This is a genomic window from Streptomyces sp. Y7 (assembly GCF_043195415.1).
In the GTDB taxonomy this organism is placed as follows: domain Bacteria; phylum Actinomycetota; class Actinomycetes; order Streptomycetales; family Streptomycetaceae; genus Streptomyces.
Genome location: NZ_JBIDDQ010000009.1, coordinates 294,072 through 305,870 on the forward strand (window position 1 = coordinate 294,072; position 11,799 = coordinate 305,870).

The window sequence follows — 11,799 nt, forward strand, 5'->3', positions numbered from 1 at the left end:
CGGGGAGGCGCGGGGCGAGGGGTCCCGCACCGGTGCGGTGTGGGACCCCTCGGCGTCACGCCGACATCGGCTCGGGCTCCCGTTCGCGCTCCCTCTCCCGCCGCGCTCCGCGTGTCTCCGCCACCGCGAGGCCCGCGACGGACCCCAGCATCAGCAGGGTGCCGAGGAGGGTCGGTGCGGTGAGGTGCTCACCGAGCAGGACGACGGCCAGCACGGCCGCGCTGACCGGCTCCAACAGCATGATCACGGAGACGGTGGCGGACCGTACGGCGGCCGCGCCCGCGAAGTACAGGGCGTAGGCCAGAGCCGTGGGGACGGCCGCGATGTACGCCAGCAGCCAGCCGAGCCGGATCGGATCGGCGGTGTGCGGCAGCAGTCCCTCGACGAGGGCGAGCGGCAGCAGGCACAGGCTGGTGACCGCGAAGGCCCACACGGACGTCCCGGCCGCGTCGGACCCGCCGTCGCGGCCCCACCTGCGGGTCAGCAGGGTCATCACGCTGTACCCGGCGGCGGACACCAGCGCGAGCAGCACGCCCCACGGCCGTACGGTCGCGCCCTCGCCGCCGAGCGCCAGCACGGCGAGCCCGGTGAGCGCGCCGGCCACCGCCGCGGCACCGCCCCGGCCGAGCCGCTCCCCCAGCGTCAGCCGGGCGCCGAGCGCGATGAACACGGGACCGGCGCCGAGGGTGATCACCGTGCCCACGGCGAGCCCGGTGGCCTCGACGGCCGCGAAGTAGGCCGTCTGGAACACGGCGAGTCCGAGGCCCGTGACCCCGGCCCGCAGCGCCTTGCGGGAGAAGGGCTCACGGACGCTCCGCCGGGGACGGGGCCGCAGCAGCCGTACGGCGAGCAGCAGCACGAAGCCGGCCGCGCAGCGCCAGAAGGAGAGGGCGATCGGCCCCATGTCGCTGGTCCGGTAGACCAGCGAGGCGGCGGCGCCCGCGGTGCCCCAGGCGGCACCGGCGATGATCAGGTAGAGGAGGCCTCGCCCGAGGGGCAGGCCGGAGACAGATGTGTTCGACACGAGTGGTTCTCCGCAGACATGCAGAAGCGCAGGGAGGAGCCCGGTTCAGCGGGGTCCATGGACTTCGTCCGCGGGCAGCACCGTTGCGCCGTGCGGTGCGCGGGATTCAGGTCCCGTCGGGCACCGAGGCTCGGCTTTTCCGGAGGCCCGCCTCAGGCGGCCGGAGGCGGAAGAACGAGTGTCGTAGGCATGATTGCGCAGCCTAGGCGACGTTTCCGCGGGCGGACAACTCACGTTCGGGTCCCCCACTGGCCACCGGTTCGACCGAGGTCCTGGCCGGCGCCGACGACTGCGCGATGAACGCTCCGGCGAGAACGATCGCCCCGCCGACGATCTGCGGCGCCGAGAGGTGCTCGCCGAGCAGGAACCAGGCGAGGACGGTGGCCACCACCGCTTCCAGGCACGCGACGACGCCGGCGACCTGCGGCGACAGACGGCGCACCGAGACCACGCCGGTGACGTACGCGAGGACGGTCGCGACGAGCACGATCCAGGCGAGCAGCAGGGCCGCCGCGACCGGGGTGCCGTTCATGCCGGCGGTGCCCGTGAGGACCGCCCAGTCCATGGTCCAGGGGCGGGCGACGACGGTCAGGACGGCGGCGCCGACCAGGAGGCCGTAGGCGATGACACCGAGTGGGTCGGGTGCCCGCTCGCCGGAGTCGCTGCCCTGGTCGGACAGGACGAAGTAGCCGACCTGGCAGCAGGCGGCGCCGAGCGCGAGGAGCAGTCCGAGGGCGTCGAAGCTCAAGCCCGCCCAGACTTCGACGACACAGGCGAGGCCGCCGACCGCCAGGACCACGCCCACGGCGGCCGCACGGGTCACCGGGCGCCGCTGGACGAACCGGACCCAGCCGAGCACGAGGGCGGGCGCGAGGTACTCGACGAGCAGGGCCACGCCGACCGGGATGCGGGAGATCGAGGCGAAGTAGAACGCCTGCACGCCGGCCACACCGAACAGCCCGAACCCGGCGAGCAGGGCGGGTCGGTCCCTCAGCAGCGCACGGTGGCGCACGGCGAGCGGCAGCATCACCAGCGCCGCGCCGGCCACCCGCAGCCACACCACGTGGAGCGGGTCGAGCCCTGCCTCGATCAGCGGCTTGGCCGCGACCCCGGAACCTCCGAAGGCGATCGCGGATCCGACCGCGAGACCGAGCCCGGCACCTTTGCCGCGGCCCGCCGGGCCGCCCTCTGACTTACGCACCGGCACATGATGACAGGCGATGACAGCAGCGTCATCCCCGTTGACACCTGTCTCGCGGTGTGGACGGTCGACAGGGCTCGGCGGGGTGGTGCGGGTACGGCTCGACCGGCCCGGAGAACCGGGGGAGCGGGGCACGGGGAACGGGGAACGGGGAACGGGGAACGGGGAACGGATAAACCAGGGAACCGGGGTTCGCTAGCGGCTGGTCTCGCCGTCGCCGACGTACTCGTCGCGATGTCCGTCGATGCGGGCGCGGACGCCGGCCGCGTCGATGCCGGCGCGGCCGAGCACCTCGACGGCCCGGGCCTGGGGGTCGACGACGATCTCCGCGAGCAGGTCGACGCCGCGGGCCTGGGTGTCGCCACGCCGGGCGGCGCGCCCGCAGGCGTGCTCCATCGCGCTCGCCGCGAGCGGGGAGAACCCCTCGCCGTGCAGCACGACGGGGACGGCGCCGGAGTCCTCGACGGCGCCCTGCCAGCGCAGCCCGTAGCCGATGCTGCGCTGCACGAGATAGCCGAGGAGCCGGGCGATCTGGGGCCCCTCGCCGAAGACGGCGTACACGGCCGGGTCGTGTTCCAGGAGCGAGTGCAGCAGATGGGCCGTGTCGATCTGCCGGTCCCCGTCCCTGAGCGCCCGGCGACGGGCACCGGAGACCACCGCTGCCAGTTCGTCGCTGAGCCTGGCACCGTCCGCCGGGGTGTCCGGGCGCCGGCAGTCCTGTTCCTGGGCCGACTGCCGGGGGATACGGGGTTGCACATCCCTTACCCCATCAGCCACATCGAGCCGCGTCATCGCCGGGGGGAAGCATTTTCGCGTCCCACACAGAGTGGACCCGGCGGGCCGGAATCTCCTCCTTACGGATGAGATCACGCCGAAAGAGCCGCAGGGGCGCGCGCCGCCCTGCGGTGCGCCCGGCACGCAACCGGGGCGCCGCACCGCACGTCCCCCAGGGACATGGAGAGGTGCTGGCTGGTGGCGCTGCCGGCCGTCGACGGCCGGCAGTACGTCTACCGGGTGTACGCCCCGCAGGACGCGCTGCTCGCCGACCTGTTCTGGGAGGCGTGGCACTGCCACGACGAGAGCGCGTTACCGCGGGCGTGGGATCTGTTCGACGCGGCGGTGATACGGCTCGTGGGCTGAGCCCGCGGTGCGAGCGCCCGGAGCGGGGACCGCGCCTCCACAATTCCTGACGGTTCATCAGTATTGAATGTTGAGGCCCACGCGGCTACGTTCCGCGACACCGTAGCCCGATACGAAGGGGTGGTCGCATGGCCGAAGTCAGCGCGGAGTCACGCATCGAGGCGCCGGCCGAGAAGGTCTGGGCACAGCTGACGGACTGGTCGGCGTACGGCCAGTGGAACGCCACCCACACCAGCTTCCCGAACGGCGGTCCAGCGGCCCTCGAAGTGGGCGGGACCTTCCAGGAGAACATGAAGCTGATGGGGTTCCCGGCCGAGGTCGAGTGGACCATCGAGGAACTGGAGCCGGCGCGGGTCCTCGCGATCCGCGGCAAGGGCCCGATGGCGGTGACCGTGGCCACGCGCTACACCCTGACGCCCGACGGCGACACCGCGACGACGGTGCGCATCGACGGCGAGTTCACGGGCGCGGCGGTGTCGTTGATGGCGGGCAAGCTGAAGGACTCGGCGACGGCGGCGCTGAACGAGTCGCTGCGCAAGCTGGCGGGCCTGGTGACCTGAGAAACCTTCGCCGTACGACGCGAAGGCGCCCCGCGGATCGCTCCGCGGGGCGCCTTCACTCACGGCGGGGAGGCCGCCGGTGCTTCTCAGTCCTCGTCGGCGAGGATCAGGTACAGCTTCTTGCGGGCGTCGTTGATGACGGCCAGCGCCTTGTCGCGCTGGTCCTTGCTGCCCGTCTTCCAGACCTGCCCGAAGGCCTCCATCAGGCCGAAGCCGGCCTGGCGGATCTCGCCGAGGGCCTCCCAGTCGACGCCACGGGAGGCTTCCTCCCAGGGCGCCTCGGGACCGCCCTCGGCCGCCTCGCGGCCCGCCTCCGTGAGGGAGAACAGCTTCTTGCCGCCCTCGGTCTCACTGGCGATCAGGCCCTCGTCCTCCAGCAGCTGGAGGGTGGGGTACACCGAGCCGGGGCTGGGCTTCCACGCCCCGCCACTGCGCTCGGCGATCTCCTGGATCATCTCGTAGCCGTGCATGGGGCGGTCCTTCAGCAGGGCGAGGATCGATGCCCGTACGTCGCCGCGCCGTGCCCTCCCTCGAGGCCCTCCTCGACCCCTCGGCCCCCAGGGGCCGGGTCCGAATCCGGGTCCGCCGAAACCGGGGCCACCGCCGGGACCGAAGGGCCCGAAGGCGCCACGCAGCTGCTCGAAGCCGCCTCGGCCGTGATGACCGTGTCCACCATGCCCACGCTCGAATCCATGGGAACGCATCGCAATCACTCCATTCCATCGTTGATCTGTCGCGATGCGTCAACGATATGTCGGAAGCGTTCGGATGGCAAGAGTCACCGGTCCAGCACTCCCGAATTGGCCTTGGCCGTGGCGTCCCCGCACCCCCTACGGTCGGCGTCATGCGGATTCGAATCGTCGACGCCTTCTCCGACCGCCCCTTCGCCGGCAACCCGGCCGGCGTGCTCCTTCTCGACGCGTTCCCGGAGGACGACTGGCTCCGGAACGTGGCCATGGAGGTCAACCACGCCGAGACGGCGTTCGCGCACCCGTTGCCCGAAGGGGGCGACGCCGACTGGGCGTTGCGGTGGTTCACACCGGTCACCGAGGTGACGATGTGCGGGCACGCCACGCTCGCCACGGCCCACGTGCTGCACAGCACCGGTGCCCACGAAGGGCCCGTGCGGTTCGACACCCTCAGCGGTGTCCTCGTCGCCACGCCCGGCGCCGACGGGTCGATCACGCTCGACTTCCCGACCGCCCCGCTCACCCCGGTCGAGGTCCCGGAGGGTGTGACCGAGGCACTCGGCGCCGAGCCGCTCGCCACCTTCGACACCGGCCCGAACATCGGCGACCTGCTCCTCGAACTCGCCGACGAGAAGACGGTCCTGGCCCTGGCCCCGGACCACAAGGCACTCGGAGCCCACTCGTCGCGCGGCGTCATCGCCACCGCCCGCGCCGAGGACCCGGCGCGCGGCTACGACTTCGTCTCCCGGTGCTTCTTCCCGAACGTCGGCATCGACGAGGACCCGGTCACCGGCAGCGCCCACACCGCTCTGGCCCCCTACTGGTCCGAGCGCCTCGGCCGCACCACGCTGACCGGTCTACAGGCCTCCCGCCGCTCCGGGCGGGTCCGCACGGAGGTCCGGGGCGACCGCACGCTGCTGAGCGGCCGGGCCGTGACCGTGATCGAGGGAGAGCTGATCGCCTAGGGGCGGCCGGCCCGGCACACCGAAGGGGGCGTACGACGGTCTCGTACGCCCCCTTGGCACTTCACCTCGGCACCGGTCACGCCGTGGGCAGCCAGTCCACCTTCCCGGCCAGCAGCGCGTAACCGACGAACGCCCCTATGTCGAGCAGGGAATGCGCCACGACCAGGGGACCCACCCGGCCCCATCGCCGGTACAGGTAGACGAACACCACGCCCATCGCCATGTTGCCGAGGAAGCCGCCGATGCCCTGGTAGAGGTGGTACGAGCCGCGCAGCACGGAACTGGCCACCAGCGCGGTCCCGGGTGTCCACCCCAACTGACCCAGGCGGCGCAGCAGATAGCCGACGACGATGACCTCCTCCAGGATCGCGTTCTGCAGCGCCGAGAGGATCAGTACGGGGTACTTCCACCACACGTCGGGGAGCGCCTCGGGGACGACGGTGAGGTTGAAGCCGAGTCCGCGGGCGGCCAGGTAGAAGGCGATGCCGGTGCTGCCGATCACCGCCGCGATCGCCGCCCCGCGACCGAGGTCGGGCCAGGGCCGGGTGCGGTCGAAGCCGAGGGTGCGCAGGCTCTGGCCCTCGCGCATGAGGAAGTGGGCGACCAGGGCCACGGGGATCAGCGCGGTGGTGATCCCGAAGAGCTGCCAGGCGAGATCCAGCCAGGGGCGCCCTGGCGCGGCCGAGGCGTTGAGGGTGGCGGCCTGGTCCTTGAGGCCGCCCGGTTTGGTGACCGAGCCGATAAAGCTGATCAGGGCGGACACACCGCTCGCACCGAGCGAGAGCCCGAGAACGAGCAAGGTCTCGTCACGGAGGATCCGTCGCGAGAGCCGCTCATGAGGAAAAGAATCGGCCACGGGGCCTGCCTCGCCCTGCACTCCTGCCTCCACTTGTGTATTCCCGCCTCATCCTCATCGCCGCCCCGCTAGGGTCTCGAAAACAGTTACGAGGACCGTGCGCGACAGGCCGTCGGGGGGACGGACGCCGTACGGGGCGTACCGCCCACTGCCTGCCATACGGCCGGATTCCGGCACGTGGTTCGGCAGGGCGACAGGGAGGGGCACGACCGACATGGGACGTCACAGCTTGCCCGATCAGTATGGGGCGGGCGGCAGCGACCCCCGTCGACGCGCACGACACCGCACGACGGCCATCGCCACCGTCCTCGTCCTGGCCGCGGCCGGCGGTACGGCCGCCGTCGTCGGAGGCGGACTGCTCTCCTTCGGTTCCTCCTGCCAGGACGACCCGGTGCGGCTGACCCTGGCCGCCTCCCCCGACCTGGCCCCCGCCCTGGAGACCGCCGCGGCCCGGGCGCGGGACGAGGACCTCACCTCCGACGGGCGGTGCGTGGCCGTCACGGTCAGCTCACGCGAGTCGTACAAGGTGGCTGACGCCCTCCTCGCGGGCGAGGACCCCGGCGCGCACGTGTGGGTGCCGGACTCGGAGGTGTGGCTGGAGCGGCTCAGCACGGACGGCGACACGGCCGACGTCTCCACGGTCGGCCATGTCGCCTCCACGCCGGTGGGTGTGGCGATGGTGCCGACGGCCGCGAAGTCCCTGGGGTGGCCGAAGAAGTCGTACGCCTGGCTGGAGCTGGCCGGTGCCGCTCTGCGCGACGACACGCTGCGGCTCGGCTCGGCCGACCCCGCGCGCAGCGCGACCGGGCTGCTCGCGCTCACCCGACTGAGCACGGCCTCCGCCGGCGTCGAGGGCGGGGACACGCAGACCGCGGCGATGATGAAGGCGCTCTCGCAGCGCGTCTCCGACAGCGACGGTCAGGTCCTGGACACGCTGCCGCGTGACGCCTCGGGCACCGAGCAGGGCAATCCCCGGCGCAATCAGGCGCTGGTCGTCAGCGAGCAGACGGCGCACCTGTACAACTCCGCGACGGACGGCGAGGACGACCTGGACTTCTTCTACCCGAAGGACGGCTCGCCCCGGCTGGACTACCCGTACACGCTGCTCACCCAGACCGGGCTGACGACCGACGAGAGCCGGGCCGCGATCCGGTTCATGAGCTATCTGCGGGACGCACGGCAGTTGCGGCTGCTGGAGCGGCACGGCTTCCGGACCTCCGACGAGGCGGTGTCGGACGCGCTGGTGACCCGGGCCGGCGGCAGCAGCCCGCAGCCGTACACGCAGCCCCCGGCCCGGCCGGCCTCGGCGGTCGCGCTCCAGGAGACCCTCGGGGTGTGGACGATCACCGTGCAGAGCGCGCGGATCACCACGGTCGTGGACGCCTCCGCCTCGATGGCCGAGACGGTTCCGGGCACCGGGCGGTCCCGGATGGACGTGACCAAGGCGTCGCTGCTCCAGGCGCTCGCCACCTTCACGGCGGAGGACGAGGTCGGGCTGTGGGACTTCTCCACCGAGCTGGACGGCGACAAGGACTACCGCGTCCGGGTGCCGACGGAGCGGCTCGGCGACCGCGAGGAGGCCGGCACCCAGCGGGACCGGCTGTCGTCGGCGTTCGGCGGCCTGGCGCCGGTGCCCGACGGCGGGACCGGCCTGTACGACACCACCCTCGCCGCGTACCGGGCCGCGACGGACTCCTACGCCGAGGGCAAGTTCAACGCCCTGGTCATCCTCACGGACGGGGTGAACGAGGACCCGGACAGCATCTCGCGCGCCGAGCTCGTCGAACGGCTGGAGCGGCTGGCCAACCCCGAGCGCCATGTGCCCCTCATCATGATCGCCGTCGGCCCCGACGCCGACCGAGAGGAGGCGAACCGCATCGCCCGGGCCACCGGCGGTTCGGGGCACGAGGTGACGGACCCGGCCCAGATCCACACGGTGATCCTGAAGGCGATCGTGGACGCGGCGTCGCCGGACCGGCGCGGCTGACTCGGACGCCGCGCCGTGCCGTGCGGCCGTCACCCGAGCGGCACCGGCTCCAGCAGGCCCACCGGCCACGTGTGCACCGGGTCCCCGCGGTGCATCAGTTCGCGGTAGCGGCGGGTCGTGGCGGCCAGCGCGGCGTCCCGGGTCATGCCCGACTCCAGGGCACGGTGGAAGGTGGCCGCCTGCCAGGACGCGCCGTTCATGCGCCTGCGGCAGCGCTCCTCGATGACACCCAGGTAGAGATCGCGGTCGGCCGGCTCGACGCCCCACGCGTCCAGGCCCGCCTCGGCCAGCGGCAGGAGTTCGTCGCGTACGAGGCTCACCGCGTCGACCTCGGCGGTCCCGCCGTACCGCCCCCGCCGTGGCCAGGTCAGCCGGGCGTCGATGCCGTGCTCGCACGCCGCGTCGAAGTTGGCGGCCGCCGCCTCGAAGGGCATCCGGGTCCACACCGGCCGCGACTCCTCGGCGAGGGCGCGGACGACGCCGTAGTAGAAGGCCGCGTTGGCGATGACGTCCGTGACGGTCGGCCCGGCGGGCAGGACACGGTTCTCCACGCGCAGGTGCGGGACGCCGTCGGCGATGCCGTAGACCGGCCGGTTCCAGCGGTAGACGGTGCCGTTGTGCAGGACGAGTTCGGCGAGCGTGGGAATCCCGCCGGAGTCGAGGACCTCGAGCGGGTCCTCGTCGTCGCAGATCGGCAGGAGGGCCGGGAAGTAGCGCAGGTTCTCCTCGAAGAGGTCGTAGGCGGAGTCGACCCACCGTTCCCCGAACCAGGTCCGCGGTCGCACACCCTGGGCCTGGAGTTCGGGCGGGCGGGTGTCGGTGGACTGCTGGAACAGCGGCGGGCGGGACTCGCGCCACAGCTCACGCCCGAACAGGAAGGGCGAGTTGGCGCCCACGGCGACCTGTACGGCGGCGACCGCCTGGGCCGCGTTCCAGACGTCGGCGAAGCGTCCCGGCGTGACCTGCAGGTGCAGCTGCACGGAGGTGCAGGCGGCCTCCGGGGCGATGGACTTCGACGTGCACGTCAGACGCTCGACCCCGTCGATGTCGAGCACGAAGTCCTCGCCGCGGGCCGCCACGATCTGATCGTTGAGCAGGGCGTAGCGGTCCACGTCGGAGAGGTTCGAGGAGACCAGGTCGTCCCGGTCCAGCGTCGGCAGAATGCCGATCATCACGATTCCGGCGTCGACCTCGCCCGCTTTTCGGTCGGCATATGCCAGTGACGTACGGAGTTCCTCGCCGAGCTGGTCGAATACCCGCCCCTGCAATCGGTGTGGGGCAATGTTGACTTCCAGATTGAACATGGCGAGTTCTGTTTGGAAATCGCGGCTCGCGATCCGCTCCAGTACCTGCCCATTCAACATTTTCGGCATGCCGTCGGCGCCGGCGAGGTTCAATTCGATCTCCAGCCCCATCAGGTTCTTGGGGCGGTCGAACCGCTTCTCCGCCAGCAGTCGCTCCAGGCCCGTCAGGCACTGCCGCAGCTTCTCGCGGTAGCGCTGGCGATCGGACAGATCGAACCGACCTGCCACGACCTTCTCCCCCATCGAAGCGTCCCTCCTCGGATGGGCGGGCCGACGTTCGGCCGCCGGTCTCCCGGGTCAGGTGAGAGTGTGCCCAGCCGAAGCGATCGATAACGTCCCACGCGAACCCCGCGCCCGCTACTCTGTCGGATGTGACCGGTGGCACATTCAGCGGGCATGATGCACTGTGCAGTTTCGGACGGCTCACGAACTCGTGAAAAACGCCGACGAGAATTGGCCGTCCGCGCCCGTCGCATTTATCGAGGTCACCGCCCGGACCCCGGCCGGGAATCGGGATGATTCCCGCATATCAGCGGCCGATTGACTCCTTGCCGAGTGCGCCGAAAGCGGTTAGACGAAACACCGTCTGAACACTCGTCGTATAAACTCCGCAATCAAGGCAGAGTGTTGGCGCCCGCGGTCCCGGTCCTGCCGTCCAGGTGACGTGCGGCAGACCTCACCCATTCCCCCTCGGCCCGGACCCCGGCCCCCATCTCTCTGACCTCGTGAGCTGACAGCGCCGTCCGCCCCCGCCCCGCCCTCGCGCCACCGTGCCTGTCGAATGAGAGGCGACCCACCATGCCCCTGCATGTCCCCCCGGCTCCCGCGCCCGCACTTCGCTCCGTCCTCACCGCACTCGGCTCACCCACCGCCGTCCGCGAGGCCCGAACGCCCTCGCTGCGCGCCGCCCAGGGGCCCGCCACCCCCGAACTGCCGCTGCCCGTCCATGTCCTGGACGAGATCACCCCGGCCGGGGTGTCCGCGACGCGGCTGGCCGGCTGGCGCTTCCTGATCCGGTGCGGGGAGCGCGCGGTGGCGGCGGCCGAGACCCGGCTGACCCCCGACGGCTGGGCCTTCTCGCACTTCTTCGAGGGGCCCTACGTCGCCTCGACCGAACGGGCCCTGCGCCAGGCGGAGACCATCGCGCAGGCCCTCCAGCCGCGCCTGCTGTCGATCCCGAGCCTCTACATGCTCGCCCTGTGGCTGCACGGCGACTGCACGGCGGACGGCTCCACCGGCCATCCGGACGCCGCGGACATCCTCGTGCCGCTGGCCCCGGCGCCGCCCGGCATCGCGGCTCATGTGCCGCACCGGGTCGCCGAACTGCTCCCGGTGCTCACCCTGCGTGCGACCCCGGCCCCGCTGCCGCCGCTGCCACCGCTGCTCGGCTCGCCCGCCTGACGGCACCGTCCGCGCGAGGACCGGCGTACCCCGTCGCCCCATTCCGGGTGGCGGGGTACACGCGTTTCCTGAGGTGGGATTAGGCTCGTATCGGACAACAGGAATCACGCGTCACGCACGTATGAGCCATGAATAACTCGTACGAGCGATAAAGCGCTCGAATGAGCCGTCGGGCCCTCCCCGCCCGCACGGACTAGCCCCATCCGACCACTGCGAACCACCCGAAGTGACAGTGCAGTTGGGATGAACCATCCGCGCGGGTGAAGCGTCATCAACCTGTGAGAAAGCGGTGCTGCGAAATCCCTGCGGATTGACGCCCGTGGGGCAACACTGGGTTCCGACCGACTTATCACAACGGGGGAGCGGCCATGAACGAAGCTTCACGCCGCGAGACAGACAAAACAGCCATCTCACAGAGCACAACAGAGCGAAAGATCCCATCCATGTGCCAGCACCAGCCACCGTGCCCCTCAGCCGACTCCGCCGACCGGGAATCCGCCCGCCTCGTGGCGCACCACCCGGAGCAGGGGTGGAGCCTGCTGTGCAACGGCGTTCTGCTCTTCGAGGACACCGGTGAGCTCCTGCCCGACGGCCAGATCATCGCCCCGCACCGTCCGCTGGGCACCGGCAAGGTGATGACCGCCGCGTAGCACCCCCTCCGGCGGAGCACGC

The 11,799-nt window shown here is 71.6% G+C and carries 12 protein-coding genes; 6 read left to right on the plus strand and 6 right to left on the minus strand.

Features of this window, described 5'->3' with window-relative positions; all coding sequences use genetic code 11:
* Nucleotides 1-55: 55 nt before the first annotated feature.
* From ACGFW6_RS24320 to ACGFW6_RS24330, 3 genes are all read right to left on the minus strand, one after another.
* The gene (locus ACGFW6_RS24320; RefSeq protein WP_393513496.1) at nucleotides 56-1,024 is read right to left on the minus strand and encodes a DMT family transporter; all 969 of its coding nucleotides are present in this window, start codon (nucleotides 1,022-1,024) and stop codon (nucleotides 56-58) included.
* Nucleotides 1,025-1,226: 202 nt separating this feature from the next.
* A complete protein-coding gene (locus tag ACGFW6_RS24325; protein ID WP_393513499.1) occupies nucleotides 1,227-2,231 on the minus strand; it encodes a DMT family transporter in 1,005 nt (334 codons plus the stop codon).
* Nucleotides 2,232-2,420: 189 nt separating this feature from the next.
* Nucleotides 2,421-2,981 carry a Clp protease N-terminal domain-containing protein gene (locus ACGFW6_RS24330; protein WP_393513502.1) on the minus strand — a complete coding sequence of 187 codons (561 nt, stop codon included), beginning with the start codon at nucleotides 2,979-2,981 and terminating at the stop codon, nucleotides 2,421-2,423.
* A gap of 216 nt (nucleotides 2,982-3,197) precedes the next feature.
* On the opposite strand from ACGFW6_RS24330, the gene ACGFW6_RS24335 reads away from it, so the two are divergent.
* Complete coding sequence (locus ACGFW6_RS24335) at nucleotides 3,198-3,365, plus strand: hypothetical protein (RefSeq protein WP_393513505.1); 168 nt, start codon at nucleotides 3,198-3,200, stop codon at nucleotides 3,363-3,365.
* 128 nt (nucleotides 3,366-3,493) lie between these two features.
* Complete coding sequence (locus ACGFW6_RS24340) at nucleotides 3,494-3,925, plus strand: SRPBCC family protein (RefSeq protein ID WP_393513508.1); 432 nt, start codon at nucleotides 3,494-3,496, stop codon at nucleotides 3,923-3,925.
* Between the two features lie 86 nt (nucleotides 3,926-4,011).
* On the opposite strand, the gene ACGFW6_RS24345 is transcribed toward ACGFW6_RS24340, so the two are convergent.
* The gene (locus tag ACGFW6_RS24345) at nucleotides 4,012-4,629 is read right to left on the minus strand and encodes a PadR family transcriptional regulator (protein ID WP_393513511.1); all 618 of its coding nucleotides are present in this window, start codon (nucleotides 4,627-4,629) and stop codon (nucleotides 4,012-4,014) included.
* A 140-nt stretch (nucleotides 4,630-4,769) separates the two neighbouring features.
* Between ACGFW6_RS24345 and ACGFW6_RS24350 the strand changes: the two genes are divergently transcribed.
* Nucleotides 4,770-5,579: a PhzF family phenazine biosynthesis protein gene (locus ACGFW6_RS24350; protein WP_393513514.1), complete on the plus strand. Its 810-nt coding sequence runs from the start codon at nucleotides 4,770-4,772 to the stop codon at nucleotides 5,577-5,579.
* 76 nt (nucleotides 5,580-5,655) lie between these two features.
* On the opposite strand, the gene ACGFW6_RS24355 is transcribed toward ACGFW6_RS24350, so the two are convergent.
* Nucleotides 5,656-6,456, minus strand: a complete 801-nt coding sequence (locus tag ACGFW6_RS24355) for a CPBP family intramembrane glutamic endopeptidase (protein WP_393513649.1) — start codon at nucleotides 6,454-6,456, stop codon at nucleotides 5,656-5,658.
* A 193-nt stretch (nucleotides 6,457-6,649) separates the two neighbouring features.
* Here ACGFW6_RS24355 and ACGFW6_RS24360 point away from each other — a divergent pair, with 193 nt between their 5' ends.
* On the plus strand, nucleotides 6,650-8,422 hold the full coding sequence (locus ACGFW6_RS24360; protein WP_393513517.1) for a substrate-binding and VWA domain-containing protein: 1,773 nt from the start codon (nucleotides 6,650-6,652) through the stop codon (nucleotides 8,420-8,422).
* A gap of 29 nt (nucleotides 8,423-8,451) precedes the next feature.
* Here ACGFW6_RS24360 and ACGFW6_RS24365 read toward each other — a convergent pair whose 3' ends face one another.
* Nucleotides 8,452-9,969: a glutamate-cysteine ligase family protein gene (locus tag ACGFW6_RS24365; protein WP_393513520.1), complete on the minus strand. Its 1,518-nt coding sequence runs from the start codon at nucleotides 9,967-9,969 to the stop codon at nucleotides 8,452-8,454.
* 555 nt (nucleotides 9,970-10,524) lie between these two features.
* On the opposite strand from ACGFW6_RS24365, the gene ACGFW6_RS24370 reads away from it, so the two are divergent.
* Complete coding sequence (locus tag ACGFW6_RS24370; protein WP_393513522.1) at nucleotides 10,525-11,127, plus strand: hypothetical protein; 603 nt, start codon at nucleotides 10,525-10,527, stop codon at nucleotides 11,125-11,127.
* Nucleotides 11,128-11,570: 443 nt separating this feature from the next.
* A complete protein-coding gene (locus ACGFW6_RS24375) occupies nucleotides 11,571-11,777 on the plus strand; it encodes a DUF5999 family protein (RefSeq protein WP_030053671.1) in 207 nt (68 codons plus the stop codon).
* Nucleotides 11,778-11,799: the final 22 nt, after the last annotated feature.

Bases quoted from the DNA above. Each gene is read 5' to 3' on its own strand.
- ACGFW6_RS24375 (WP_030053671.1), top strand. From the start codon at position 11,571: ATGTGCCAGCACCAGCCACCGTGCCCCTCAGCCGACTCCGCCGACCGG.
- ACGFW6_RS24370 (WP_393513522.1), top strand. From the start codon at position 10,525: ATGCCCCTGCATGTCCCCCCGGCTCCCGCGCCCGCACTTCGCTCCGTC.
- ACGFW6_RS24365 (WP_393513520.1), bottom strand. From the start codon at position 9,969: ATGGGGGAGAAGGTCGTGGCAGGTCGGTTCGATCTGTCCGATCGCCAG.
- ACGFW6_RS24345 (WP_393513511.1), bottom strand. From the start codon at position 4,629: ATGCGTTCCCATGGATTCGAGCGTGGGCATGGTGGACACGGTCATCAC.
- ACGFW6_RS24360 (WP_393513517.1), top strand. From the start codon at position 6,650: ATGGGACGTCACAGCTTGCCCGATCAGTATGGGGCGGGCGGCAGCGAC.
- ACGFW6_RS24340 (WP_393513508.1), top strand. From the start codon at position 3,494: ATGGCCGAAGTCAGCGCGGAGTCACGCATCGAGGCGCCGGCCGAGAAG.
- ACGFW6_RS24350 (WP_393513514.1), top strand. From the start codon at position 4,770: ATGCGGATTCGAATCGTCGACGCCTTCTCCGACCGCCCCTTCGCCGGC.